Source organism: Mojavia sp. (assembly GCF_059505145.1).
In genome coordinates this window covers 62,607-88,699 of sequence record NZ_JCACKA010000068.1, presented here as the reverse complement: position 1 = coordinate 88,699, position 26,093 = coordinate 62,607, and the positions used below count along the sequence as shown (strand labels likewise).

The 26,093-nt window shown below is 41.0% G+C and carries 23 protein-coding genes and 2 pseudogenes; 15 read left to right on the top strand and 10 right to left on the bottom strand.

The features are described 5' to 3' along the window. Nucleotides 1–1,531 (bottom strand): chemotaxis protein CheA (locus AC5JL8_RS16455; protein WP_495880766.1); only part of this gene is annotated, 1,531 nt, incomplete at its 3' end. A gap of 142 nt (nt 1,532–1,673) precedes the next feature. Between AC5JL8_RS16455 and AC5JL8_RS16450 the strand changes: the two genes are divergently transcribed. The 7 genes from AC5JL8_RS16450 to AC5JL8_RS16420 all read left to right on the top strand — a co-directional run bounded on the left by AC5JL8_RS16450 (nt 1,674) and on the right by AC5JL8_RS16420 (nt 11,569). Further along, the gene (locus AC5JL8_RS16450; RefSeq protein ID WP_495880765.1) at nt 1,674–1,922 is read left to right on the top strand and encodes an IS1/IS1595 family N-terminal zinc-binding domain-containing protein; all 249 of its coding nucleotides are present in this window, start codon (nt 1,674–1,676) and stop codon (nt 1,920–1,922) included. Nucleotides 1,923–2,270: 348 nt separating this feature from the next. Further along, a complete protein-coding gene (locus AC5JL8_RS16445) occupies nt 2,271–2,636 on the top strand; it encodes a response regulator (protein WP_495880764.1) in 366 nt (121 codons plus the stop codon). Between the two features lie 7 nt (nt 2,637–2,643). Then, nucleotides 2,644–3,249 carry a chemotaxis protein CheC gene (locus AC5JL8_RS16440; RefSeq protein WP_495880763.1) on the top strand — a complete coding sequence of 202 codons (606 nt, stop codon included), beginning with the start codon at nt 2,644–2,646 and terminating at the stop codon, nt 3,247–3,249. A 166-nt stretch (nt 3,250–3,415) separates the two neighbouring features. Next, a complete protein-coding gene (locus tag AC5JL8_RS16435) occupies nt 3,416–5,032 on the top strand; it encodes a hybrid sensor histidine kinase/response regulator (protein WP_495880762.1) in 1,617 nt (538 codons plus the stop codon). 455 nt (nt 5,033–5,487) lie between these two features. After that, nucleotides 5,488–9,558 carry a non-ribosomal peptide synthetase gene (locus AC5JL8_RS16430; RefSeq protein ID WP_495880761.1) on the top strand — a complete coding sequence of 1,357 codons (4,071 nt, stop codon included), beginning with the start codon at nt 5,488–5,490 and terminating at the stop codon, nt 9,556–9,558. Between the two features lie 126 nt (nt 9,559–9,684). After that, nucleotides 9,685–10,950 carry an IS701 family transposase gene (locus AC5JL8_RS16425; protein WP_495880760.1) on the top strand — a complete coding sequence of 422 codons (1,266 nt, stop codon included), beginning with the start codon at nt 9,685–9,687 and terminating at the stop codon, nt 10,948–10,950. Nucleotides 10,951–11,110: 160 nt separating this feature from the next. Next, nucleotides 11,111–11,569, top strand: a complete 459-nt coding sequence (locus tag AC5JL8_RS16420) for an aspartyl protease family protein (protein ID WP_495880759.1) — start codon at nt 11,111–11,113, stop codon at nt 11,567–11,569. A gap of 44 nt (nt 11,570–11,613) precedes the next feature. Here AC5JL8_RS16420 and AC5JL8_RS16415 read toward each other — a convergent pair whose 3' ends face one another. From AC5JL8_RS16415 to AC5JL8_RS16395, 5 genes are all read right to left on the bottom strand, one after another. After that, nucleotides 11,614–12,255: a Uma2 family endonuclease gene (locus tag AC5JL8_RS16415; RefSeq protein ID WP_495880758.1), complete on the bottom strand. Its 642-nt coding sequence runs from the start codon at nt 12,253–12,255 to the stop codon at nt 11,614–11,616. 121 nt (nt 12,256–12,376) lie between these two features. Beyond that, complete coding sequence (locus AC5JL8_RS16410; protein ID WP_495880795.1) at nt 12,377–13,081, bottom strand: carbonic anhydrase; 705 nt, start codon at nt 13,079–13,081, stop codon at nt 12,377–12,379. 28 nt (nt 13,082–13,109) lie between these two features. Beyond that, on the bottom strand, nt 13,110–13,421 hold the full coding sequence (locus tag AC5JL8_RS16405; protein ID WP_495880757.1) for a P-II family nitrogen regulator: 312 nt from the start codon (nt 13,419–13,421) through the stop codon (nt 13,110–13,112). Nucleotides 13,422–13,425: 4 nt separating this feature from the next. Then, nucleotides 13,426–14,394 (bottom strand): sodium-dependent bicarbonate transport family permease, encoded by a 969-nt coding sequence (locus AC5JL8_RS16400; protein WP_495880756.1) that lies wholly within the window; start codon nt 14,392–14,394, stop codon nt 13,426–13,428. A 443-nt stretch (nt 14,395–14,837) separates the two neighbouring features. Further along, nucleotides 14,838–16,085, bottom strand: coding sequence for a hypothetical protein (locus AC5JL8_RS16395; protein ID WP_495880755.1), 1,248 nt, complete (start codon nt 16,083–16,085; stop codon nt 14,838–14,840). A gap of 384 nt (nt 16,086–16,469) precedes the next feature. Between AC5JL8_RS16395 and AC5JL8_RS16390 the strand changes: the two genes are divergently transcribed. From AC5JL8_RS16390 to AC5JL8_RS16380, 3 genes and pseudogenes are all read left to right on the top strand, one after another. After that, nucleotides 16,470–17,207 (top strand): RNA methyltransferase, encoded by a 738-nt coding sequence (locus AC5JL8_RS16390; RefSeq protein WP_495880754.1) that lies wholly within the window; start codon nt 16,470–16,472, stop codon nt 17,205–17,207. A 173-nt stretch (nt 17,208–17,380) separates the two neighbouring features. After that, nucleotides 17,381–18,958 carry a serine hydrolase gene (locus AC5JL8_RS16385; protein WP_495880753.1) on the top strand — a complete coding sequence of 526 codons (1,578 nt, stop codon included), beginning with the start codon at nt 17,381–17,383 and terminating at the stop codon, nt 18,956–18,958. A 147-nt stretch (nt 18,959–19,105) separates the two neighbouring features. After that, nucleotides 19,106–19,363, top strand: a pseudogene (locus AC5JL8_RS16380) (YdeI/OmpD-associated family protein); the annotation flags it as partial. A gap of 54 nt (nt 19,364–19,417) precedes the next feature. Here AC5JL8_RS16380 and AC5JL8_RS16375 read toward each other — a convergent pair. Continuing rightward, on the bottom strand, nt 19,418–20,569 hold the full coding sequence (locus tag AC5JL8_RS16375; protein WP_495880752.1) for an RNA-guided endonuclease InsQ/TnpB family protein: 1,152 nt from the start codon (nt 20,567–20,569) through the stop codon (nt 19,418–19,420). Nucleotides 20,570–20,614: 45 nt separating this feature from the next. Between AC5JL8_RS16375 and tnpA the strand changes: the two genes are divergently transcribed. From tnpA to AC5JL8_RS16350, 5 genes and pseudogenes are all read left to right on the top strand, one after another. After that, nucleotides 20,615–21,055, top strand: a complete 441-nt coding sequence (tnpA, locus tag AC5JL8_RS16370; RefSeq protein ID WP_495880751.1) for an IS200/IS605 family transposase — start codon at nt 20,615–20,617, stop codon at nt 21,053–21,055. Nucleotides 21,056–21,082: 27 nt separating this feature from the next. Next, nucleotides 21,083–21,406, top strand: a pseudogene (locus AC5JL8_RS16365) (YdeI/OmpD-associated family protein); the annotation flags it as partial. A 361-nt stretch (nt 21,407–21,767) separates the two neighbouring features. Next, nucleotides 21,768–22,325 carry a hypothetical protein gene (locus tag AC5JL8_RS16360; RefSeq protein WP_495880750.1) on the top strand — a complete coding sequence of 186 codons (558 nt, stop codon included), beginning with the start codon at nt 21,768–21,770 and terminating at the stop codon, nt 22,323–22,325. A 178-nt stretch (nt 22,326–22,503) separates the two neighbouring features. Beyond that, nucleotides 22,504–23,082 carry an Alr1449 family protein gene (locus tag AC5JL8_RS16355; protein WP_495880749.1) on the top strand — a complete coding sequence of 193 codons (579 nt, stop codon included), beginning with the start codon at nt 22,504–22,506 and terminating at the stop codon, nt 23,080–23,082. 275 nt (nt 23,083–23,357) lie between these two features. Then, complete coding sequence (locus AC5JL8_RS16350) at nt 23,358–23,540, top strand: CsbD family protein (RefSeq protein WP_495880748.1); 183 nt, start codon at nt 23,358–23,360, stop codon at nt 23,538–23,540. A 170-nt stretch (nt 23,541–23,710) separates the two neighbouring features. Here the strand turns inward: AC5JL8_RS16350 and AC5JL8_RS16345 are convergent, their stop codons facing one another. The 3 genes from AC5JL8_RS16345 to AC5JL8_RS16335 form a co-directional block, all read right to left on the bottom strand. Beyond that, the gene (locus AC5JL8_RS16345; RefSeq protein WP_495880747.1) at nt 23,711–23,983 is read right to left on the bottom strand and encodes a GlsB/YeaQ/YmgE family stress response membrane protein; all 273 of its coding nucleotides are present in this window, start codon (nt 23,981–23,983) and stop codon (nt 23,711–23,713) included. 196 nt (nt 23,984–24,179) lie between these two features. Beyond that, nucleotides 24,180–24,740, bottom strand: a complete 561-nt coding sequence (locus tag AC5JL8_RS16340; protein WP_495880746.1) for an RNA 2'-phosphotransferase — start codon at nt 24,738–24,740, stop codon at nt 24,180–24,182. A gap of 31 nt (nt 24,741–24,771) precedes the next feature. Then, entirely contained in the window at nt 24,772–26,082 is a 1,311-nt protein-coding gene (locus AC5JL8_RS16335; RefSeq protein WP_495880745.1) for an amino acid permease, read from the bottom strand. Between the last annotated feature and the right edge of the window lie 11 nt (nt 26,083–26,093).

Here is a 26,093-nt window from a genome sequence, read left to right as displayed (position 1 = left end):
GAGGAGCCACTGCGGTCTTGGGGTCTCCCCAAGTGGAGCAAGTGGCGTTGCTGAGTGGGGAATGTGGGTGTTTGTCTTGGAACTGCAATACTTGATTGAGGTAAACCAATGGTATAAGATTGCCCCGCAAGCGATACACAGGTACGTCATAAAACATTTCAATGCTATTAAGTGCCTGTTCTTTTTCTAGGCGGACTAGCTCTTGTAAACTTGCTTGGGGAATGGCATAGCGATCGCCTCCACTGTTGATAATTAATGCAGGAATAATTGCCAATGTCAGCGGAATTTTGATTTTAAAGGTTGTTCCTTGTCCGGGCTGACTTTGAATTTCAATGGTTCCGTTAATTTTTTCAATATTGCTTTTGACAATATCCATTCCTACGCCCCGCCCTGAAAGGTTTGTTACCTGTTCAGTGGTCGAGAAACCGGGTAAGAAAATCAAATTCATCGCTTCCGGCTCGCTCATGGACGCAGCTTGCATAGCGCTTACTAAACCAAGTTGCTGCGCTCGCCTTTTAAGTTTTTCTGGCTCAATCCCGTGGCCATCATCGCCAATTTCAATATTTACTTTGCCGCTTTCATAAAAGGCTCTGAGGAATACCCTTCCTGATGTTGGCTTACCATAAGCAACGCGTTCGGCTGGTAATTCAATGCCATGATCGATGCAGTTGCGTATTAAGTGAGTTAAGGGGTCTTTAATCGCTTCAATAATACTTTTATCTAATTCTGTATCTCCTCCTTCCATTTCCACTTGAACTTGTTTATCAAATGCGATCGCCAAATCACGAATTACGCGCGGAAATTTTTGCCAAATGGTACTAAGTGGTTGTAGCCGAGTTTTCATCACTCCTTCTTGCAACTGAGATGTAATTAAGTTCAGGTGTTGGCAAGTTGCAGTGAAGGTAGTATCCTTGAATTTCTCACTAATTCCGATTAGCTGGTTACGGGTTAACACGAGTTCACCCACCAAGTTCATCACTTGATCCAAAAGTCCAACATTAACTCGAATGGAAGATTCTGAAGCATTTAAGGTTGTGGTTTCTGGAAGTTCGCTCTCACCTAGCTGTTGCAATTGCATATTCACAGCAGGTTGAGGTGATAGAGGCGTGATTGTTAATGTCTGTTTAGGCTCCTGCAATTTAGCCAAAGCCTGAATGAGAACTGAGTAATCGTTATCACCCTCATGCCTAGTAATTTTGATTTGGGACAATATTTGCCGAATAGCGTCAACTGTTTGCAGCAAAGTACTGATGATGAGAGGATTTACTGCTTGGCGATCGCCAGCACTATCGCGCAGATCACTTAGCAAACTCTCCCCCGCATGAGCCAGCGATTCTAATTTAGGAAACGGTAAAAAACCACAGTTTCCTTTCAAGGTATGAAGCGATCGATAAATACGAATTACTGCTTCTGGGTTTGAAGATTCTTTCTCTAGATCGATAATGTCTTGCTCTATTTGATTCAGATTTTCATAGCTTTCAACAAGAAATGCTTCTATATCATCATCATCATCGATTTCTGCTAACTCCATTGTATTGATAAACTTATAATCTATATCTTTTGTATTAATACTAATATATTTTTAGACTACATAATAATCAGTCTCTAGAGAGATGTTAACGTAAATTAATGCTGAAAGAATAATGTTTACCCTAAATGACAAAGTGAGAGACATGCAATGTCCTCGTTGCCATTCCAGCCAAACTTTCAAAAATGGTCGTCGGAAAGACAGACAATGTTACAAGTGTAAACAATGTGGTCGTCAATTTCTCGAATCTTATCAACCTTGGTGCTACTCAAATGATGTCAAGGAGCTTTGCCTCAAAATGCATCTCAATGGCATGAGCTTGCGAGAAATCGAGCGGGTAACCGATATCCACCACACAACAATTTTGCACTGGCTTCGGAAAGCAAAGCTTTAATTAGATGATATTTCCAAAATCTAGCAATGTTTGGAAAATGGCTAATTTTAAAATTTTGGCTATACTTAGTGCCACCTCTTGAAAGCCAAAATTCAAAGCCCTTGATATTTTAAGATTTTGGCTTGTTTTCAGAAATTAAGTTTATTGATACTACTAATCAATCCCATTATACGTTCAGCATCATCTATTTTTTTTAAATCTACCATTTCTGTAACCAAATATATAAATTAATATTACTTAAATTAAAAATTGTTTCCTTAATAAGAAATATATTTTATTCAATTAAAACATAGAATAAATATCCTAAAATTAAAGATTCTACGCAAAAAAATTACAAGGATAAATCTGATGGCTTTGGTTTTGATTATTGATGATGCAGCCTTCTCTCGTAGAATGATCCGCAAGTTTTTGCAAGTAGATGGCTATGAAATCCTAGAAGCCACTAATGGACGTGAAGGATTAGAAATGGTTCACAACCACAAGCCAAACTGCGTGTTGGCTGATCTTTTGATGCCTGACATGAATGGGTTTGAATTTCTTCAGGCTCTTCAAGATGAAAAATTAAAAATTCCCACAATCATTATCTCAGCCGATATCCAAGATGGCGCACGCAATCAAAGTTATAGCCTGGGAGCAGTCAATTTTATTAATAAACCACCTAAAGAAAACGAATTACGAGAGGTAGTCCAGAAAGTTATCAATACTAAGGGATAAAGCTTACATGAATGTCACAGCAGAAGAACTGGATGCCCTGCAAGAATTAATTAATATTGGAGTTGGTCGAGCGGCAAGTTTACTCAATGAGATGGTAGACTCTCACATTCGTTTAGAAATTCCGTTTGTGAAAGTATTAACTGCTACCGCTGCCTACCAAGAATTAGCAGCACGATTTCATGATGATAATTTGGCATCTGTCAGGCTAGGTTTTACAGGCTCATTTTATGGCACTGCTGGCTTGATTTTTCCCACTGACAGCGCATCAACATTGGTTGCAGTTCTAACTGGAGAAGAACCGGGTTCAGCTGACTTAGATGCAGTCAAAATTGGAACCCTGAGCGAAATTGGTAATATTGTGATTAATGGAGTGATGGGTTCGATCAGCAATGTACTAAAGCAGCGCATGAACTATACATTACCTGTTTATTTAGAAGATACGATAGATAACTTATTATTACCTGCAAATGCAAGTAGCTCAAAAATCCTACTTGCACAGGCAAGGTTTACAATTGAACAATTAGAAATTATTGGAGATATTATTTTAGTATTCGAGGTAAGTACATTCGATGCGTTAATTAAGGTAATTAACGAAGAGATTGCAGTATCATGAAGGATAATATAGCAATCCGATTTGATTTCTGAATCACTCGTAGAGGTAAGGGACTGGGGACTGGGAAGAAGGAATAAAGGTGTACTGAATTTTGTTCAAAAATCAAATATGAGTCCTATATTAAGTAAAAGTATATACAAAAAAACGTAGCCGATGTGATAATATCATGAACAAAATTGAGCAAACTCAGGAAAAATTTAGCCTTTTAGATACAATTCCTTTGGGAGCTTTTGTTCTAAATTCAGATCGCACCGTTTTATATTGGAACAGTTGTTTAGAGGAATGGACAAAAATTCCTAGAAGTAAGATTATTGGAACTTCTATTGATGAATATTTTCCACATTTAAATCAACCCCGCTACACTAGCCGCCTACAACAAATTTTTCAAGGTGGGCCTCCGACAATTTTTTCTTCGCAACTGCATAAATATGTGATTCCTGTACCTTTACCACAGGGACAATACCGTATCCAGCACACGACTGTAACTGCTGTGCCTGCATTAGATGAAGATGGGTTTTATGCCCTGTTCTCAATTCAAGATGTCACTGATTTAACCTACCGAGTTCAAGAATATAAGAATTTGCGAGATCAGGCGCTGGCAAAAGCAAAGGAGCGTCAACAAGCTAAAGAAGCGGCTGAGGCGGCGAACCGCATCAAAGATGAATTTCTAGCCATTGTCTCTCATGAACTTCGTTCTCCTCTGAACCCAATTTTGGGTTGGGCAAAGCTACTGAAAAATCGCTCATTGACAGAAACAACGATCACTCGTGCCCTGGAAACTATTGAACGGAATGCTGAATTACAGGCTCAGTTAATTGATGATCTGTTGGATATATCCCGGATTCTACGGGGCAAGATGGCACTGAATTTAGAAAGTGTTAATCTTGCTTCTACTATTGAATCTGCCTTAGAGACGGTGCAATTAGCGGCAGAAGCAAAGTCAATTCAAATTTATTTGCATTTAAATCCAGCAGTTGGAATGGTAAAGGGTGATAGTAGCCGTCTGCAACAAATTGTTTGGAATCTGCTATCTAATGCTGTCAAATTTACATCATCTGGAGGAAAAGTCGAAGTTTATTTAGAACAGATTGACTCAGAAGTACAACTCCGTGTCAGCGATACAGGTAAGGGTATTAGTCCTCAATTTTTACCCCATGTATTTGAGTATTTTCGTCAAGCAGATAGTGGTACAACCCGAAGTTCTGGTGGATTGGGGCTGGGTTTAGCGATCGTGCGCCAGCTTGTCGAGTTACATGGCGGTAGAGTTTGTGCCGAAAGCTTCGGAGAAGGACAAGGCGCGACGTTTACAGTTTCTCTACCAGTACAACAACAGAGTCAAGAATTAGGAACAGTAGATAATAATCGCTCTAATAATTTTTATCCCACCTCTATGCTCTACGCTCCACTAGAGGGAGTAAAGGTGTTAATTGTTGATGATGATGCTGATACACGTGAGTTTTTGGCTTTTTTCTTGGAGCAGCAAGGAGCAATCATTACGATCGCCGCATCAGCCAATGAAGCACTGACAGCAATGGAGCAGTCAAAGCCAGATTTATTGTTGAGCGATTTAGGTATGCCAGATGTTGATGGTTATACCTTGCTGCGGAAAGTGCGCGCAATGCCCGCCCATCAAGGTGGACAGATCCCCGCGATCGCCCTTACTGCTTACGCCGCAGAAACAACACAAAGGCAGGTTTTTGCCGCCGGATTTCAACGACACATTGCGAAACCAGCCGATCCCTGCAAATTAGTAGCTGCAATTGCCGCACTCGTTAAAAACTGATTTGAAAATGGGGCATGGGGATTAGCGAGGAAAGATTTCCATAACGAACGTTGTGGGTGCGATTGCATAATTGCACTGCACTTTGCGCGATCGCCCGTGATATCATGTCCGGTTGAAGACTTATCATTTAGACCGTAGGGGGAAAGAGGCTTTTACGATTTTTGCACAGATGCGGTAATCATAAGTGATTAGGCGGACATGATATGAGAGTCTAGTTTGAAACGAGAAGCTTCAGGCTTTGAACTCAAAAATTTAGGCTTTATACCAATTCAAATAATGTTTGCGACACATAAATTATTCGTCAGGGCACAACATTGTTGTGCCTCTACCCATCTGTCGCATTCTTTTTTTCAAATTGGTATAACTTCAATACAATTCAGATAAACCTTTTTCTCTCTCCAGCTTCGCCAGCCAACCTCAACAGATAAATTATCTTAACTGAACCGTATTGAGTTATGAGCCAGTATCTTGCTGAAGCAGAAGTTTTCGTCTTTCCCACATCATTTGCCCAGCAGCGATTGTGGTTTCTTGAGCAGTTGACACCAAACAATCCTGTTTATAATGTGGCGGCGGCACTTCGCCTCATCGGTTCGCTCAACTTAACTGCCTTAGAGCAAACATTCAACGAAATTGTCCATCGCCACGAGGCTTTACGCACTACCTTTTTGATGGTAGAGGGACAACCAGTGCAAGCGATCGCACCTTGTTTAAAGATTCCCCTTCCCGTCATCAACTTACAACATCTCTCACCAAATCAACGCCAAACCGAAGCCCAACGACTCGCAACCGCAGAAGCGCAACGTCCTTTCAATCTCATTACCGGGCCATTGCTGCGAGTGACGCTGCTACAACTCGATAAAGCAGAATATGTGTTGCTGCTGAATTTACATCACATCGTTGCTGATGGTTGGTCGATTGGCGTGCTTATTAAAGAATTAGAGGCATTATATAAAGCCTTTGTAGAAAATAAGCAATCGCCTCTACCAGAACTACCAATCCAGTATGCAGATTTCGCCGCATGGCAACGTGAATGGCTGACGGGCGAAGTGTTGCAAACTCAGTTAACTTACTGGCAAAAGCAGTTAGACGGCATTTGTGTGCTGAATCTTCCCAGCGTTAGCGAAGCTCGCCGTAGGCATCGCCTCCGCCCAGCAGTTTCAACCTACAAAGGTGCAAAACAATTTCTCCAACTACCGCAATCCTTAACTCAAACGCTAGAAGCACTTAGCCAGCAAGAAGGCGTTACCTTATTCATGACTCTGCTTGCAGCGTTTCAAACCTTGCTTTATCGCTATACCCAGCAAGAGGACATTGCAGTAGGTTCACCCATTGCCAATCGCAACCGCAGCGAGATAGAAGGGTTAATTGGGTTTTTTGTTAACAGTTTGGTATTGCGTACCGATTTATCAGGTAACCCGACATTTCGAGAACTGTTGCAGCGAGTACGCGAGGTAACTTTGGGAGCTTATGCCCATCAAGATTTACCCTTTGAAAAGTTAGTGGAAGAACTGCACCAACAGCGTTCTTTAAGTCATCATCCCTTATTCCAAGTTGTATTTAGCCTGCAAAACACTCCCATTAATGCCCTAGAATTACCTGAACTAACGCTTTCGCTGTTTGAGTTCGATAGTCAAACCGCAAAGATTGATTTAGAGTTTCACCTATGGCAAGAATTGGGTAATCTCAAAGCACAAGTCATCTATAGCAGCGATTTATTTGATGACATCACCATCACCCGAATGCTGGGACATTTCCAAACGCTGCTAGAAAGCATTGTCGCCAATCCCCAACAACGCTTGTGTGACTTGCCACTTTTAACACAGACACAACGCCAGCAGTTATTGATTGCATGGAATGACACCAAAAAAGACTATCTATACAACAAATGTTTTCATCAGTTGTTTGAAGCGCAAGTGAAACAAACTCCCGATGCTGTAGCAATAGTCTTTGAGGATAAGCAATTAACCTACCACGAACTAAATATTAGAGCGAATCAACTTGCCCATCACCTGCAACAACTGGGGGTAGTTCCAGATGCTTTAGTGGGTATCTGCCTAGAGCGTTCTTTAGAGATGATAGTTGGGCTGTTAGGCATCCTCAAGGCGGGTGGAGCATATCTGCCTTTAGATCCCAGCTATCCTCAAGAGCGTCTTAACTTGATGCTAGAAGATGCGAAAGTCTCAGTATTACTAACTCAGCAACAATTTCTTGAGCGTTTGGGGAAGGTTGCGGTATCTGTGGTTTGCTTGGATAAGGATAGAAAAGCAATCGCTTGCCAAAGCCAGGAAGATCCCAGATGCTGCGTCACCTTTGACAATTTAGCTTATGTGATTTATACCTCTGGCTCAACAGGCAAACCTAAAGGCGTTTTGATTCAGCATCAAGGACTTGCAAACTTAGCAGCAGCGCAGATTGAGGTTTTTAATTTGCAACCGAGTAACCGCATTCTGCAATTCGCATCATTGAGTTTCGATGCTGCAATTTTTGAAATTGTCATGGCATTGCAAACAGGAGCATCTCTTTATTTAGCAAAAAAAGAATCTCTGCTACCAGGGCAAAATTTACTGCAACTATTGCGCGAAAAAGCTATTACTCACGTCACTCTTCCGCCTGCGGTTTTAGCAGTTCTAACTCCAGAATCACTTCCTGCACTGCAAACTATTATTTGTGCAGGCGAATCTTGTGGCGAAGATATTGTCAAACGCTGGTGGAATTCTAGCCGTCGGTTTTTCAACGCTTACGGGCCGACTGAAGCCACTGTTTGGTCAACCGTTGCTGAAATTAAAAATACCGAAGAAAAACCGCCCATTGGTCGGGCGATCGCTAACGCTCAAATATATATATTAGATAAACATTTACAACCTGTACCAATTGGAATTCCTGGCGAATTATACATTGGTGGCGATGGGCTAGCGCGAGGTTACCTTAATCGTCCAGAATTAACAACTGAAAAATTTATTCCCCATCCTTTTAGTAATCAAGAGGGAGCGCGACTTTATAAAACGGGTGATTTAGCCCGATATCGACCAGACGGTAATATTGAATTTTTAGAACGTATTGACAATCAAGTAAAAATTCGCGGCTTTCGGATCGAGTTACAAGAGCTTGAAAAAGTCCTAAGTCAGCATCCAAATATAAAGCAAGTAGTAGTTATCGCTCAAGAAAATATGTCTGGCGATCGCCGCTTAGTAGCTTATATTGTACCCACTCAAAAACAGACACTAACAAATATTGAACTGCGGGAATTCTTAAAACAAAAATTGCCAGAATACATGATACCTTCAGCTTTTATCATGTTAAATTCTCTGCCAATAACACCTCATGGTAAAGTAGATTATCAGGCGCTCAAAGCAATTAAGAGCTTAACTAGCAGTTTAGTAGAACAAGCCGCACTCGCTCCTCGTAATTCAACCGAGTCTACACTAGCAAAAATTTGGATTGAAGTTCTCAACCTTGAGCGTGTCAGTATTCAAGATAACTTCTTTGACCTTGGAGGAGATTCGCTGCTAGCTGTGCGCCTCATGAATCAAATAAACAAACAGTTAAAGCATAGCTTACCGCTATCTGCCTTATTTTTAAATCCCACAATTGAAAGTTTAGCGATCGCTATAAGCTCAGAAATAGATTCTTTACCTTGGTCTCCTTTAGTTGCAATTCAGCCTCATGGTTCAAATCCACCTTTTTTCTGTGTTCATCCCATTTTCGGCGTTGTCTTTCCTTATTACGAATTAGCTCATCATTTGGGGAAAGAACAACCATTTTATGGATTACAACCTCTTGGGCTTGATGGAAAAACATCTCCATTAACTTGCATTCAGGAAATGGCTGCTCACTATATTGAAGCATTGCGTAAAGTGCAGCCCCAAGGCCCTTATTTTTTAGGAGGTTGGTCTTTTGGAGGTTGGATTGCTTTTGAGATAGCTCAACAACTCCGTAACTCTGGAGATGAAGTAGCTTTAGTTGCGGTGCTCGATACTTTAGCTCCAATTGACCGTAATAAACCCTCATTTAGCAAAAGTTTTAAGTTTATTATGACTACAGTGGTGCGATATATATGGCCATTTTTTATTGATTACTTATTTATAATTATTGCATCTTACAAATTCAAAATTACTAAATTTAAGAAGCTTGTAAAACGGTTAAAAATAAATTTATTTTCATCTTTAATTACAAGAAAAGCTGCCACAACCGAATTGATATCTGAAGAGTCTAAGTCACGAAATGTGAGTGAGTTAGCAATTTGCCCCATGCTGCGTGTTTTCTCTGCCAATAGTCAAGCAACTGTTAACTATACTCCGCAGGTTTACCCCAAGCGAATTACACTTTTGAGAACAAGCGACGAATCTAACATTAGCGAAGCAGATCCAAGTATGGGTTGGAATGAGCTAGCGCTTGGAGGAACGGAAATTCATCTGATTCCTGGTAATCACCTAACTATGCTGAGAAAGCCGCATATCAAAGTTCTCGCTGAACAGTTAAGAGTTTGTATAGAGACCAAAGATGCAAGCCAATTAAATAAGGAATAATATTCAGGCGTTTGCTTAGGCACTGAGGCGCAAGTAAGAAAACAAGTTAACGGTACTTAAACAAAACAGAAAAGTAAAAAAGGCTAAAATGGTTAAATAGCATAGCTTTCACATTGAAAGAAGCTTATGAAAGAAACCACTCCCGCAGCAATGCCGCCATGCTTTGAAAGATGGTGTCAAAAATTTGATGATGTGTTTACTCATAAGGCTCAAAAAAGAGAGTTTAGACACTATGTAGGGGGATTACTGGGTGAAAGTGAGAGAAAAAACCTGTTTCAGATGGCAGAGAATGCTGTAGGCGTGACTTACCACCGATTACACCACTTTTTAACTGAAGCACAGGAGTCTAGTGAGCAGGTAAATGAGCGTCGGTTAAAGATCATGAACAAGTGTAGCCAGACGAGAATTAGTAGAGGCTTTAGCTTAATAATTGATGATTCTGGACATAGAAAAAGTGGTAATTTTACGGCTGGCGTAGGGAGACAGTATATCGGAGAAATTGGCAAAATAGATTTAGGAATAGTAGTGGTAACAACGCATTTATACGATGCAAGAAAAAGCGTACCGTTAGATATCGAGTTATATCAGCACGCTGATTCTTTAGTAAACGGAAAACAAGACCCCCTATTTGAAAAGAAGCCAGAACTAGCAATCAAGTTAATAGATAAAACTATTAACAGAAAATATCAACCAGGGATAGTAATTGTAGATGCAGGATATGGCAACAATACATCCTTCTTATTAGAGCTAGAGAAAAGGCAATTAAAGTATCTAGGTGGATTAGCGAAAAATCGCAAAGTCATTATCAATGGCGTTCAAGAGATTCAAAAAACAATTAGATTGGATGAATTAGCAAAACTCATACCCCAAGAGGCTTTTACAGAAATTCAAATCGAGTTAAATAAACCCAAAACACTATGGGTAGCAACTAAAGAAGTAGAAATATCAGGTTTAAGTGGAAAGCGAAATATCGCTATCGTCATGAATGCTTCGGCTTTCTCTAATGCCACTGATATCGACTATTTCATCACCAATGTTTCACCATCAATTGTCACTCCACAATGGATAGTTGAGACATATTGCCAAAGAAATTGGGTAGAAGTTTTTTACAGAGAAGCCAAGGGATGGTTAGGACTCAAAGAATATCAAGTTCGAGATCAAAGGAGTTTACTGCGCCATTTTATTCTAGTTTTCTGTGCCTACACTTTTATTCTTTGGCATCAGTTGACTGGTGGATTAAGACGAAGGTGGGCGAATAAACCTTTGAATACTTTTACTGAGGCTTTAGAGGCATTTAGAACAGCCATGTCTTTCCGATTTTTTAATTGGTTGCTCTTAAATAGTGACCTGTTCGCTTTTTATAAAGCCAGTTTGGGCTATATTTGGGCTTGATTTTTGTTTAAGTACCGTTAAGAAAAAATTTCTGACTTAGCTCAAAATCCCTATTTATGAGGCTTTTCATCTGCCAATGTTTCGCAACTTCCTTGCTCGGTCGGGGCCTAGAGCTACCCTCTTAGGTGCGATGTAGGATGTTAGGCAGGAGTTCGTTGAAATGGGTAAGCTGGTACTGCCAAATTTTCAGGGTAAGCAAATGGGGCAAGTAATAGTTACCCTTACTGTTACAAATCGAATTGATCAAGTGTTAGCTCAACGAGGTTTCATTTCTGTGCAGGAAGTTCGCTCTTGTACCCTAGATGATGTTTTAGTGGATACGGGTGCAACGTTGCTGTGCTTACCTGCTACCATTATTAGTCAATTAGGTTTAGTCCAAGGTGGAGAAGCTCAGGTAGAGATTGCGGCTGGAGTACAGCAGGGGCGAATTTTCCGAGATGTGGAACTTTCTATTGGAGAACGTCAAGGCACTTTTGATTGTTTGGAACTCACGGACGTTCCCTATGCTCTTTTGGGTGTAACGCCAATGGAAGTTCTAGGGCTAGAACCAGACCTGAAAAATCGGAAGTTGCGAGTTTTGCCGATGAATTCTGAGCAAACCTATCTGAGTATTTTGTAAGCGATCGCTTCACATTTAATCATATTTAATATTCAAAGGGTTTGCTATTCGTAGGCTGCTGAATGCTCTGTTACCCATCCTCGAAATAGACGGATGAGAGCGTTTTCTTTTGTCGTTTTCTTCAATTCTAAAAATCTTTCAATATCAGATGGAGTTAATAACGAAAGAGCAATGCTACGATCGCAACTTTGATATTGCTTATTTTCTAGGTGATACATTGTTAAAGTTTGCCCATCGTAGCGCCACACTTCAGGTACACCGAGATCTGCATAAATATCGAGTCGATTAATCGAACTACTGGTAATATCAATTTCAATTGCTAAATCTGGTGGTGGATCTTTGCTCAGGTCAATTTGCTCTTTGTCCCAGACAGCCTGTTCATTTTGAATGTAGTAACATTGATCTGGCTCTAAACCCCGCGCCAAATCTTCGCGATCGCACGTCCTAGACCCTAAACTGCGAATTTCGATTTCCAACTCCTCTGTTATCGCTTCAACCAACCGTCCCAGAAGTTTTTTGTAGCTTTCATGTGGGTCTAACGGCATTTTGATTTCTAACAAACCCCGGTCATAGGTTAGCCGCATCGCTGGCTGCTGCTCAAAGTCTTTTACTAAAGACTGATAAGTTTGCCAGCTAATATTATTGAGTAAAACCCGATCCGGACTCTGAATTAATATTGCCGTCATGGGTATGAGGGGTGACAGGTGAACAACGTCCTTTTCTTTTATTGATTTTAATACTTCAATATTGCAGCTAAACAGTTTAGTACTATGCTGCATCGGACAGTTGGTTCACGTCTTGGCTACTTCAAGTAATAATTGTCACCCTCCCAGTATCCAAGTCGTAACGACCTCCGACGATTTTTAATCTGCTGGACTGTAGTTGTTCAGCTAAAATGTGCGATCGCTTCAATAGTTCAATTTGATATTGCACATTTGCCACCACAGCGTTTTCAACTGCGTCACCTGACTGATTTTTTACCTTGTCTACGGCAGGCTTAATTGCTTTAACAAAGGTACTAATATCGCCAAGCAGCGCTTCGTTTTGGACAGCGGCGGTAACTGCTCCACATCGTTCATGACCCAGTACCATTAGCAGTGGAGTACCTAGCAGGGCAACCGCATATTCAATGCTGCCAACGGCTTCAGGTATGGCAATATTCCCAGCAATCCGAACATCAAAGATATCTCCGATGCCTTGATCGAAAACAATTTCGGCGGGTACTCGTGAATCCGCACAACTGAGGATGGTTGCAAATGGATGTTGTGCTTGAGCGACTTCCTGCAACCGCGCCGCCGATTGATCGGGGTATTGGGGTTGATGCTGAACAAATCGCTGATTTCCCTCTATCAGCTTTTGCAATGCTGCATCGGGACTGAGGGATTGAGGGTTGTTGTCCGAGGGCAATTCGGCAGCTTTAGCTTGTTTAACCTGCCAGAGTAAATCGCTGGCAGTCATCATGACACCAAATGCCCCCATGACTCCTAACCTCAAGAAGTCACGACGTTCCATGAAATGCTTCTTAAGATCCATGATTTTCTTATAACGACGCTACACATTTTACAGAGCGAATCTCCATTACATCTGAGATGTAACAAGTACCGCCAAACTTGTTAAGCAGTGGTCTGATATTTTCTACAACAGGCTTGAGTTGCTCTGGCATACAAAACGCGATGATGTATACATTATCGAGCATCGTCATGTCTAAATCTTCTGCCGTACCTCGTAATCCTTTACCAGCCACATCTCGAATTACAGCATGACCATTTACGCCTGACTTGTCTAAACTATCTAAAATTTTGCTCAGTTCAAACGAGTTGGCGATAATTTCTATCTTTTTAACTACGTGCATATTATTACCTCCAAAACAGGTTAATTCCGTACAGATATAACGGAATTCCCACAATAATATTGAATGGAAATGTCACTGCCAGAGCGGTAGAAACGTACAGGCTAGGATTTGCCTCTGGAACAGTCATCCGCATTGCCGCTGGGACAGCGATGTAAGAGGCGCTGGCACACAGTACAGCGAACAGTAGCGAATCTCCCTTAGGCGCACCGATGAATTTAGCGATTACCAACCCAATGCCTGCATTAAGTATTGGAATTAGTATGGCAAATGAGATCAGGAAAACTCCGGTTTTTTGCAAGTCTTTAATTCTTCTGGCAGCGACTAGTCCCATATCGAGTAAAAAGAACGTGAGAACCCCATAAAACAACCCCTGAGTAAAGGGTTCTAAAACTTGCCAACCATGTTCTCCTGTCAATACGCCAATCAGGAGGCTACCAACCAGAAGAAAGACTGAACTATTAAGAAATGCTTCTTGTAACACTTCTGGCCAGGACAAATCCCGCTTGCCATCGACTGTAAATATATTCACCAGGATAAGACCGACAATGATGGCTGGAGATTCCATGAGGGCAAGGGCTGCGACCATGTAGCCATCAAAATGAATACCAAGCTCAGTTAAAAAAGCACTAGCCGTGATGAAGGTGACAGCACTGATAGAACCGTAAGTTGCAGCGATCGCGGCGGCATCATAAGTATCCAGCTTCAGCTTCAGGATAAAAAAGGTGTAAATTGGGACAAAACAAGCCATCAACATCGCTGCCAAGAGCGTGAGAACTACTTCCTGAGTGATGCCACTTTTAATCAATTCTACCCCGCCTTTGAAACCAATCGCAAACAGCAGATAAAGCGAGAAAACTTTGGGCACGGGGGCAGGAATCTCTAAATCGGACTTGACAAAAACAGCAGTCATCCCCAGAAAGAAAAACAAGATTGGCGGATTCAGGATGTTGGATATGATTAAGCTACCATCCATATTCATCCCTCCTTATGTTGGTGAAACTGGCAATTCAAGAAACTTTGCATCTTAAAAAAATTAACGATTGACTCATGATGTATCGTGTATTGCTACCCCATGTCAATTGGGTGTTTTAAACGTAATTAGATACATTAATGAGCTTAGTATGCTTACAAAGTTTAATGAAAGTAGTTTGAAATAGCTGAGAAAAGCTGTGTTTTTGTATTTTTAAATATTAGGCGATCCCTTGTTGCAAAACTCAGATATTCTTTATCTATAAGCCCTTTATCGGCGGTTAATTATCTATTTTTTGGCCTTTTATAAGAAGTCTATTGGTAAAAACTAGAATTTCTTGAGTTGCTTTTGTTTTGGTCACGAGGATTACCTTACACCTTCTTTAATAATTCTTTTAAAGTAATTATCTTCAGATTAATAGCCAAGAATTTCATTTTTAAATTAGGTTAAATCAATGAAATTTGAGTTATGGAATTAATTTCAGAACTAATTTCTTCCGGTTCAATGAAACTAGTATTAACCAAGTTGATGTCAACCATTGGTTTTATAGGTTGTATTTCCAGCAAATTTGATGAAATTATTGCACCCCAATTATGTAGACAGGCTTGTTTATCAATTTTATTAAAATCTAAACTTCTAAACCTATCATTACTAACTTGCACTGATATTAAATAGGGTTGCAAATACTGCCCCTTAGCAATATTAGCTAGCTTAATTAAACCATTAAACACGACTTCTTTTAAATGTCTAGCATGGTCTGCCTCAAATACTTCACGTATTGTTCGTAAGGTAATGGCAGCTACTATATCTTGATATATCGCCTCAATTTCAGTTGTTTTTCTGGTTACTCCCTGAATTTCATCTTTGCTGTGGTCATATTTTACTTCTGCTATTGTAGGAATAATTTTAGATGTTGGAAGTTCGTAATCAATAACTAATTGTTTCAATTCAGGTATATAAACAACCTGAAATTGCTGTGTAAATGCAACCCGGTCTTGAGATGTATAGCAGAGGTATTTAAATTCGCTTAAGGAAGGATACTCGGAACGTTCTAATACCATCTCGTTGTAAATTGCTACAGCAGATGCTTCCCCATCCTGGTAAGCTGCTTCTAACTCATCTATTTCTGCATTCTGCTTTTGCATTTCTAAGATAAAACTATGTTTGTCGCGCTCATAATCTGCCCTCAACTGCTGCAAATTTGCTTGGCGAATACTCTCTAGCTCTTCATATTCTTGCCTAGCAAGTTGATAATTTAATTCAGCTTTTTTTTGAGCATTAATATATTGCTGCTTGATAAATGGTAGCAGTCGCATAGCCCAATCAGGTGGAGATTTCGGCTGGTAAAATTGTGGGACTACTGTTGCAACTGACAATTTCTTTGGTACTTGCATAGGCGGGAATGTTTCTCGAATTCGCAAGTCTTCAAATGAAATAGTATCTTCTCGCCGCAGAGTATGTTCTAGAATCATTTGCAGCTCATTTACCCAGTCTGCAATTTCCTCATTAATATCATCGACATCAGCCGAGCGCTGCTCTAAGTAATTCTGCTTGCTCTGCTTTTGTTTGTCCTTCAAAGCTCTTTCTTGTTTACGGATAGAACGTTTTCTTTCAATTTCAGCCTGTCTTTGAGTACGGGCAGACTCCCTAACAGCAGTTTTGAGCAAACTAGACGGGCTGCTTCTATGGGACATTCTTGCAAACTCCTAGTGTGTATTAATACATAAATAATTAAGTAGTGATTTTACTCTTTTTGCTCTAGGGCAGTTAATGATTTATGTATGTTTATATTGTAGATACAGATCCTATATTAAACATCTAAAAAAGAAATATATTGTATTAAAAAATTCTTTTTAATAAGTAATAATAACTAGTTTGAGATTAGCAGGAGTTTTGAGGCGTTAATAACTCCATGATAGATTCTCGAAGCGATCGCACGCAGCACTCAAAAGAGTTAATACCCTTGTACAAAACCTGAGTAAATTCACCAACACAGCTACAATAATGTCAAAGAAATTCTTCGGCATGAAGGATAATGCCGAAAATAAAAGTTAAGTATTTCTCAGCGGGAGGCAAAAATGGGATTGGCTGGGTTAAGAATTGTTTTGATGGAGCCAGCTGGTCAAATAAATGTGGGTTCGATCGCCAGGGTGATGAAGAATTTTGGACTACATCAGCTAGTATTAGTCAATCCTCAATGCGATCCGCGATCGCCGGAAGCTTTGATGATGGCGGTTCATGCCAAAGAAATTTTAGAATCTGCACAATTAGTGGCGACATTGCCAGAAGCATTACACGAATGTGTAAGAGTTATTGCGACAGCAGGACGCGTCAGCAGCTGGGAAACACCCTTAGAAAATCCTCGCACAGCACTACCTTGGTTATTAGAGGAACCAGAAAAACCCGTAGCCCTAATTTTTGGTAGAGAAGACCGGGGATTAAGTAATGAAGAATTAAACTATGCACAGCGATTTGTACGGATTCCAACCAGTGAAAATTATCAATCCCTGAATCTGGCTACGGCTGTGGGCATCTGCTGTTATGAACTGGCACAATCTACACAGACTACTGAAACTCCAACCCTAGCGCCAAATAATCTCGCGCCTTGGGATGTAGTGGAAGCATATTACCAGCAATTAGAATCTTTACTGCTGAAAATTGGTTATCTTTATCCACATACAGCAGCTAGCCGCATGGAAAAATTTCGACAACTATATAATCGTACTCACCTGCAAATTGGAGAGGTAGCTATGCTACGAGGAATTTTGCGGCAGGTAGAATGGGCAGTTAACCAAAGCAATTATGAAAACTTGTAATTCATCGTTTAATATGTACGCATATATCCCCCCAAAATAGTTAATATGGCTTAAACTAAACACAAAAATGCTACTTATTGGCAGAGAGTGATTTCAGTATTTAGGTGCTTGAGGAGTAAGTTTTGGGTCAGGAGTCTGCTGGAAAAAAATCGAGTGGGTCACAAGGAGTACCAGTGTCAGAGTCAAGTGACAAACTAAGAGCTTTCTCGCGGCGTCAACCCGTAAACGGCCGCCAGCGAAGCAAAGTTCAAAAAGTGGAACAGAAGAAGACAAAAGTTCCTAACCAAAGGCGTGCTGTCCCAGGAGAAGCGGCGCTAACACGTCCAACAAATAGTATCAGTCCCTCCTCTATGAATGCTGGCGCGCCGAAAACAAGGCCAGGGCTAGTAATGCCAGCAGTAGTCAAAGCAATCCCTAGACCAAACGCAAACGCCAAGGCTCCTCCAGTACCACCTAGTGCTATGAAGTTAAAGCCAGCGCGGGTAAACAAACATGCGTCGCCCAGAATCGGCAGAAAATCGCGCAAGACTCGCTTAAAGCCAATGGCTAGAACTCTTTTGTATACCTTGCGGTTGTTGATTGTGGGAGTTGGTATTGGTGCGATTATGGGCACAGTGTTGTCAGTATTAGACCCCGCCACTCGCATCACCCCAGTTGCTTCAACACAATCGAATACAAATACTAATGTCGGGCAATCCCAGCCCCAACCTACCCCTAATACCCCATCTGCTTCTGGCTTCTATTTATCCCAAGAAATTATCCCCTTAAAAACTGCCGTGCAGAATCTGGCGGCAGCAAACCCCAATCTGTCACCTGGAATCTTTCTAGTAGATTTGGATACTGGGGGTTACGTAGATTTAAATAGCTCCGCCAGTTTTCCTGCTGCTAGCACAATTAAAGTGCCGATTCTGGTTGCCTTTTTTCAGGATGTCGATGCGGGAAAAATTCGCTTAGATGAAATGCTGACAATGCAGCAAGAGATGATTGCTGGTGGTTCGGGAAATATGCAATACAAACCAGCAGGAACTCAGTATACTGCTTTGGAAGTCGCCAAGAAAATGATTACAATCAGCGACAACACAGCAACAAATATGCTGATTGCTCGACTAGGTGGCATGGAGTCACTCAACCAGCGTTTTCGTACTTGGGGTTTGACAACCACAGTAATTCGCAACCAACTCCCAGATTTGCAAGGAACTAACACCACAAGTCCTAGAGAGTTAGGGAATTTGCTGGGTATGGTCAATCAGGGAAATTTGGTAAATATGCAATCGCGCGATCGCTTGCTAGATATCATGCGCCAAACAGAGCGAGACCATCTGTTACCATCAGGTTTGGGAGCAGGCGCTACTATTGCTCATAAAACCGGTGATATTGGCACAATGCTCGCCGATGCGGGTTTAGTTGATATCCCAACTGGCAAGCGCTACATAGCTGCTGTCATGGTACAACGACCCAACAACGACCCACGTGCCGAAAAACTCATTAGCGCCATTTCTCGTGCTGCCTATCAACAGTTTAGCCAAACTGGTGTCATACCCAGTAATACGACAACCACTATACCTCCAACTAATTATCAGCCACCAGTGATTACTTCTCCTGTGCCCAATGGTGCAGGAACCACTGTGCCCATGAATGGTTATCAATCGCCATTTATCGCTCCTTTTCCGAATGGAGTGGGAAACACGATGCCTAACACTGGTTATCCCTCGCCTCCAGTCATGAATCCCCAGTATTATCCCCCAAGATAGGAAAATGAAAAAGCAGGGGAGCAGCGAGAAGTGCGATCGCATCCCTACCGTAGGGTGCGTTGTCGCAAAGCGCAACGCACCATCATCTCAAACATCCCAAATATCTAACAAAAGTTGAAACGTTAAGATTATTTGCCATCTTTTGTGATGCCGAAATTTGAAGACCAACTAGAAACTATTTATGCCAGCGATCGCGCAGCATGGCGAGCTTGGTTGGAAAAGAATCAGCACACCTCCCCCGGTATATGGTTGATTTACTACAAAGTAAAAAGTGGTAAGCCAAGCGTTAAATACAGCGAAGCGGTCAAGGAAGCTTTATGCTTTGGCTGGATTGACAGTAAAGTCAAATCACTAGATGAAGACCGTTATATGCAGATATTTACGCCCCGGAAACCGAAAAGCGTATGTTGACATACTCACCGACCATTAGGTGCGGTGATTCTTGACGGCTCACAGCAACTAGCTACTCTTCGTAGTGTGACAGTCGCTCCCCGTCCGTTTAAGGTCGTGCCGATGCCCCATGCCGACCATTTCTATATTTCTAGATGCGTTCTCATCCCTTTGCTGCTCAGTCCCGCAATTTAAGCACAATACTGAGCGAACAGACAAATCAACCTTGCCCCATCTATACCCACAACAAGAACAAGTCTGGCTTGTGGGTTCCCACCTGCTAATTACTCTGAATTCCCGATTAAGCTTTTCAGATTTAGCTTCACATAGTACCCGGAATTCTCGCCATCCTTGCAAGCTAATTACTCGTGCCAGCTTGCGATTTTTGGCCATCCCTGACACATTCAAATCTTCCAAAATAATAGTTTGGTTCTCACTGACTACTTTGGTTGAAAGTTTGTGCAAGAAATCTTTACGGGTATCTGCAATTTGATTGTGCCGCTTGGCAATCTTAACCCTTGTAACTTCACGACGCTTAGAGCCTTTCTCCTGCCTTGCTAATTTGCGTTGTAGTTTGCGGATTTTGCGGTCTTTGTTTGAGTAATCGGGACTTGTTGCTTTCTCCCCATTGCTGATTACGGCAAAAGTTTTCACACCCAAATCAATACCAATGCTTTGATTCTTGGCATCAGATTGAATGGGTTCTATCTCTACAACAAAACTCAGAAAATAGCGGTTAGCACAATCTTTAATAACTGTTACACTACTTGGTGCAGATGGTAATTGTCTTGACCAAATAGGCTTAACATCACCAATTTTGGTTAGATATAATTCATCTCCTTTGATTGAAAATCCACCAATCCTAAATCGCGCTGATTGTCTTTGTGTCTTCTTTTTGAATTTAGGGCTACCGACCTTTTTGCCTTTTTGCTTACCCTTGAGTGAGTCGAAAAAGTTTTTATAAGCAACTCCTAAATCAGCAACAGATTGTTGCAACGGAATATTGGAAACATCAGATAACCATGAGCGTTCATTAGTCTTTTTAGCTTGCGTAATCACCAACTTTTGCAAGTCGTTGTTACTTGGCAGCTTCTCAGACTGTTTGCAGATAGCCAGTGCATCATTCCAAACTACACGCACGCAGCCAAACAACTGGGCTAAACTCTGTTGCTGTTGGTCTGTTGGGTAGAAACGGAATTTATATCTAGCTTTCACTGACATTGCTATAATGGGTCTGCAAAAGTATTATACATTGGTCTACAAGAAGTGACAAGCCAGTTTCGCAGGGAAAGACATAGTGTTACAGACTTAAAAATTCACTTGGTCTGCGTTACTAAATATCGTAGATCTGTATTCACAAAAGAAAGCCTTGAATTAATTGATAAAACGTTTAGAGAAGTAGCCAAAAAGATGGATTTTCAAGTAATTGAATTTAACGGCGAGAATAACCACGTTCACGCACTTATTGAATATCCACCTAAACTGTCCATCTCTCAAATTGTTAATGCCTTAAAAGGTGTTTCTAGTCGCCGTTATGGACAAGCTGGATACCCGAAACCTAATAAAGAATGCGAGTTTGCCGGGGGGAGTATCCCCCCGGCAACACGCGTAGCTTTGTGGAGTCCTAGTTATTTTGCCGTGTCTTTTGGTGGTGCGCCTTTAGATGTCTTGAAGGAGTACATTAGAAATCAAGAAAAGCCGTCCTAGAAGGACGGGGCTTGTATCCCATTCTTTTGGTCAAAATTAAATAAGCAATATATTAAAGAACTAATTGAACAAGGATTGATGACTGAGGCGGGTCTAGAAAAAATTGCAGCTGCAAAACAAGATGGCTCATGGAACGCGTTGGATGCGATCGAAGCGTTAACAATTCCAGCAGACTTAAAGCAAGCACTAGAAGCAAACGAAACTGCTAACAGATATTTTGAGACGTTTAGTAACTCAACCAAGAAGAATATCCTTTTTTGGATTGACAGCGCTAAACGCCCACAGACAAGGTTAAAGAGAATTGAGAAAACAATAAGTTCAGCAGCGCAGAATCAAAATCCATTGGCGTAATCACAAAACTTGATAATTAGTCAGAGCAAACGCATCCTTCCCGTAGATGCATTGCGCCTTGTAACAAAGCTAACAAACATTACCTTAATGCCAAAATATGGGTATTAAAGGAAAGTTTTGCGATATTTATCCTAAATTGCGTAATTAGACAAAAATCCTTTGTTTAATAAATAGTTAGCCTGCCAAGTTACCTCTAGAGGCTGTATCTCCAGATTATTTGCTGGTGTTCAGTATTACATAACAACAAGGTTAACTTTATTTTTCGACTCTCGTTGCAAAACATATGGGATAAAAGGGTACTCATCTGGGTACTGTCCATTGACTTTGCATATTTATATAACCCCATCAAGGAGAAAAATTAATGGCTTTTATTTCAACATTTGAACTACTTCTTAAGCCTCAACTTCCAAAGTCAATTACAGATACAAGGCCTGAACTTAGCCCACTAGCGAGAAAGATTCTCCAAGGCTATTTCCTTACTATTGCCAATGTCACCAATGAACTCGTATTTCTCTCCCTTGTAGTTACAACCAGAACCCCTGGAATAGAACGTGATAAAGTTCTCACTGTTTTGGATACTACTGGTGGAAATGATCCAGTAAGCAGTGTTTTTGACAGCGTTGGAGAGATACAAAAGTCACGCTTTACATTTCCCATCAATGCCAATGATACAGGCTTATTCATTCTGCAACCGAATGCCCTTAATGAGGAACTTCTAAGAAAGGCAGATTTTGAGTTGCGGGGTTATATTGAGATATACATTAGTTCAGTATCAACTGCAAAAACAACTCAGTTGCTAATCACTCCTGAACATCGAGGAACGTTCTTTGGTACAGATAGAGCCGAGCTAGGTGAGATTGCTTATGTGTTGCCCCTTGCTAATGGAAAAAGTCTATTTGAGTTAGGCAAAGATAGTTAAGCATAATCACGTTACAGAGAACTCTCATATATGCGGTACAAGATGTAGTGCGTTGTTACAAAGCGCATTACACCCGACTACTAGAGATTTGATAGTATTAACAAGGTGGGTGATCGCCTACATCGCCTACAACCCAACCTAAGCGATCGCTGTCTTCAGCAGATTTGCATTCAACACTATGACAAAGCGTAAGAAAAGCAATCTCCAGTGGATTAAACAAACGCTTGAACTGAAACCTGATCATCACTGGGAATCGCCATCAGGCTACAAAATTTTTGTAGCAGATCGAGGGGCTGTTCGCTTCAATGTTCCCCATAATTGGGTTTTTGAGCCACAAGAAAAATCATTCAAGTTCCTCGACAAAAAACCGCCTAACGATGATTGCTGTTTGGAAGTTTCTTTCAATCGTCTACCACCCAATGACTGGAGCCAGTTTCCGCTAAAACGCGCCTTAAAGAAAGTCATGGAAGAGGACAGTCGCAACGTCATTGCTAGGGGAGAAATTTTTACCGTCAAGCGCCAAACCGCCAGGATTGTGTGGACAGAGATTAAGTTTATTGACACCCAAGAAGAACCACGCGAAGCTTTTTCGCGGACTTGCATTGGTTTAGGGTCGAATATTCAGTGCTTGATTACGTTCGATTATTGGGCAGATCAAGCAGAACAGCTAACACCCATCTGGGATGAAGTGATGCGTAGTCTTACACTAGGGCTATATATTCGTGACCCAATGACTGGTACGGCTTTCCCTGACTGAAGCCCAACCAAGGTAGTAAGAATAATTCATGTAGACACTACAGTGCAATCTCTACGTGGGCTACACTTACACATCTCAGCCAAAATTATTTTACCAATGAAATTTTAATTGGTAATGTTTAGTTAAATTTACTCCTTTTATACTTTCCAAATATCTATCTAAGGTTAATAGAAACTGTAAAAGCCTTCACTCACTTGATAGATGCAAAATAGCAAGCTCAAGCAGTAAATTGAATATATTATCTATAATTCAACCTACTAAGGGGAGAAGTAATTATGAGTATTGAAAAAAGAGTAGAAGCTACTGCAAAAAACATTGAAGGTAAGGTTCAAGAGGTTATTGGTGAAGTGAGTGGCAATCCCGCTGATAAGGCTGAAGGTAAAACGAAGCAAGCTGAAGCTCAAGTTACCCACACTACCGAAAATATCAAAGATGAACTTAAAAAAGCTTTAGATTAGTTCTCTAGATCAAATAATGGGTGCAATGTAGAAAACTTAAAAATTAGAGATATTAGTCTATAAATTATAACTCCACTATCTTTGCAGAAGTGGAGTTTTTTATTGACTTCAGCCGAAAAAGGTTAATTACTAATAAGTTGGCTCCAACCATGAGTTTGATTTTTATTCAACTACGAGCTGGTACGACCTGTTAGTAAGCCCCATAGGAAAATGGCAATCATTGCACCAATAACAGCAATAATTAGACTAGGGATGCTGAGGGTTCCAGCAGCAAATGATGCTCCACCTGTCCCTAAGAGAGTAACTATTGTTCCTCCGATCAAAGCACCAATAATACCTAAAACCATTGTTGCAATAATTCCACCACCCTGACGGCCAGGGTAAATAGCTTTAGCTATCGCTCCAGCAATAAGACCGAGAATAATCCAAGCAAGAAGGTTCATAATGTTCCTGTAAAAAACTTAATTACTAGCTTATTCAGCCCCATGCAGTTTTCCTTCTACCGTAAGAGATAAGTATAAAAAGTTAAAAAAATGATTCTCTGACATTGCCAAATTCATAAATAAAACAAGTAGGACGGAGATAAAATCTATCTACTGTGAGATTGTTTATACTTGCTGTTGTGGTTTCAATCAAAACTCAAATTTTTTGCAGATATTGAGGTGGTACAGCATCCACTAACCAGACACCATTGTCAGAACAGTAGAAGTTGTAACCTGCTTGATGCATTGATGCAGCATCTACAGCAAAAACGACAGGTTTTCCGTGTCTTGCACCGACAGTTCGTGCTGTAGGAATATCCTGCGATAAATGAACATGGTGACGTGACATTTTGGCAATTCCTGACTCCAAAATTGACTCGACGGCTTTTTCTCCTGTACCGTGATACAGCAAATTTGGAGGTGCAACGGGTTCTAACTGCAAATCTACTTCTACACTATGTCCTTGGTTAGCACGAATAAAAGTGCCTGTAGAGTCGAAGGAAAAGCGTTTTTTGTCATTAGTAGTAACTACTGTCTGCAATTCTTTAAGAGTAATAGGAAACTGGTTATTTGCACAGGCGGTTAGTAGTTCGTTAACGCTAACCCAGCCACCAGGAGCAAGTTTGATACCGATGCGTTCGGGTTGGTGACGCAGATGTTTACTCAGATATTTACTAATTTTAACTAAGCGAGCATCTATGCTTTTACGTTCCTGCATATGGATCACAACCGCAGTTTAATTAAATAGCTTATGTACACATTGACCAAATTTGTTTCACTATAACGGCTAAGGCAACTCCAATCATGACAGTGAGTGTCACTTTACCACCAGGAACAAATGGTTGATTAATTTTATTTGAATATTTCTGTTCTTCCCGTTGCTTCCAAGTCATCAATGCGGGAATTATTCCTCCTAAAACTGAAACACTAAAAGTTCCAGCGTAATCTAAAGCAGTAAAGAAAATGCTGGGATTAAGTGCGCCAAGACTCATGGGAGGTAAAAGAATCATTGAATAAAGTGGTAAGCGATTAGAACGCTCACCTTGTAAACTGAGGGAAATCTCTTGGAAGAAATCTAGCAACCCATAGACAAATCCAATGAATGATGTGGCGATCGCAAACTCTGAAAAAATAGAGACTAGCACTCCTAACCATTCTCCCGCGCCACCTGTTCGCAAAATTTGCAGTGGATCAAAAATAGTTCTACCGCCAGCTGTATTGTTAATCATTTCAGGGTTGACACTTCCTAAAATCACGGCATTCCAAGCTAAGAACATGATTAAAGGAATCACCGAACCAATCACAATCGATTGACGAATTTTGCGGCTATCGCCTTCTAGCTGAGTGACAACTACTGGCACAACGTTATGGTAAAACAGTGCCACAAACATCACTGATACGGCACTTCCTAAAGCACTCCAATCTTGAAATAAAAATTGTGTACTCTTCACCTGCCTTGCTGCCAGCAATAATAATCCCAGAAATGAAAGCAGGACAATCGCTACAAAGGCGCTATTGAGTTTTTGCACAAATCTTTCTCGCCCAAGGTACATTATGCCGCCAAATAAGAGTGTAAAAACTGTTGTGCCCACCCATGCAGGAACTGCGTTTTGTATACCCGCTACTTTGGCGATCGCAGATACTAAAATCTCTCCTCCTTGAGTGGTGTATGCTACCAACAGGGCATAGTTCAAGAATAGATAGGTAGCACTGGCAATTCGTCCACCGACAGATCCCAGTGTGTTCTCAATCATTGCCAACATCCCAACACTCGGACTTCCTGTAACACGCATGGTATTTACAGTTGCTTCCGCAATTAGTAAACCTGAAACTAACGCATATAACCAGACTAAAACCAGCAAAACTGTAGACGGCACAACCCCAGACGGCAAAGTTACCGCAGGTAATGCCAAAATACCAGCACCAACCGTCGTCCCAGCAATTAGCGCAGTGCTTCCTAAAACGCTACCTGGTTGATGGATTAATTGATTTCCATCAAACTCGAGTTGAGAAAATAATCGAGTGGCTTGTTCTTGATTCGATTTGATCGCAGGATTCATGCTGAAGTAGG

Bases quoted from the DNA above. Each gene is read 5' to 3' on its own strand.
- AC5JL8_RS16450 (WP_495880765.1), top strand. From the start codon at position 1,674: ATGCAATGTCCTCGTTGCCATTCCAGCCAAACTTTCAAAAATGGTCGT.
- AC5JL8_RS16445 (WP_495880764.1), top strand. From the start codon at position 2,271: ATGGCTTTGGTTTTGATTATTGATGATGCAGCCTTCTCTCGTAGAATG.
- AC5JL8_RS16440 (WP_495880763.1), top strand. From the start codon at position 2,644: ATGAATGTCACAGCAGAAGAACTGGATGCCCTGCAAGAATTAATTAAT.
- AC5JL8_RS16435 (WP_495880762.1), top strand. From the start codon at position 3,416: ATGAACAAAATTGAGCAAACTCAGGAAAAATTTAGCCTTTTAGATACA.
- AC5JL8_RS16430 (WP_495880761.1), top strand. From the start codon at position 5,488: ATGAGCCAGTATCTTGCTGAAGCAGAAGTTTTCGTCTTTCCCACATCA.
- AC5JL8_RS16425 (WP_495880760.1), top strand. From the start codon at position 9,685: ATGAAAGAAACCACTCCCGCAGCAATGCCGCCATGCTTTGAAAGATGG.
- AC5JL8_RS16420 (WP_495880759.1), top strand. From the start codon at position 11,111: ATGGGTAAGCTGGTACTGCCAAATTTTCAGGGTAAGCAAATGGGGCAA.
- AC5JL8_RS16415 (WP_495880758.1), bottom strand. From the start codon at position 12,255: ATGACGGCAATATTAATTCAGAGTCCGGATCGGGTTTTACTCAATAAT.
- AC5JL8_RS16410 (WP_495880795.1), bottom strand. From the start codon at position 13,081: ATGGAACGTCGTGACTTCTTGAGGTTAGGAGTCATGGGGGCATTTGGT.
- AC5JL8_RS16405 (WP_495880757.1), bottom strand. From the start codon at position 13,421: ATGCACGTAGTTAAAAAGATAGAAATTATCGCCAACTCGTTTGAACTG.
- AC5JL8_RS16400 (WP_495880756.1), bottom strand. From the start codon at position 14,394: ATGGATGGTAGCTTAATCATATCCAACATCCTGAATCCGCCAATCTTG.
- AC5JL8_RS16395 (WP_495880755.1), bottom strand. From the start codon at position 16,085: ATGTCCCATAGAAGCAGCCCGTCTAGTTTGCTCAAAACTGCTGTTAGG.
- AC5JL8_RS16390 (WP_495880754.1), top strand. From the start codon at position 16,470: ATGGGATTGGCTGGGTTAAGAATTGTTTTGATGGAGCCAGCTGGTCAA.
- AC5JL8_RS16375 (WP_495880752.1), bottom strand. From the start codon at position 20,569: ATGTCAGTGAAAGCTAGATATAAATTCCGTTTCTACCCAACAGACCAA.
- AC5JL8_RS16360 (WP_495880750.1), top strand. From the start codon at position 21,768: ATGGCTTTTATTTCAACATTTGAACTACTTCTTAAGCCTCAACTTCCA.
- AC5JL8_RS16355 (WP_495880749.1), top strand. From the start codon at position 22,504: ATGACAAAGCGTAAGAAAAGCAATCTCCAGTGGATTAAACAAACGCTT.
- AC5JL8_RS16350 (WP_495880748.1), top strand. From the start codon at position 23,358: ATGAGTATTGAAAAAAGAGTAGAAGCTACTGCAAAAAACATTGAAGGT.
- AC5JL8_RS16345 (WP_495880747.1), bottom strand. From the start codon at position 23,983: ATGAACCTTCTTGCTTGGATTATTCTCGGTCTTATTGCTGGAGCGATA.
- AC5JL8_RS16340 (WP_495880746.1), bottom strand. From the start codon at position 24,740: ATGCAGGAACGTAAAAGCATAGATGCTCGCTTAGTTAAAATTAGTAAA.
- AC5JL8_RS16335 (WP_495880745.1), bottom strand. From the start codon at position 26,082: ATGAATCCTGCGATCAAATCGAATCAAGAACAAGCCACTCGATTATTT.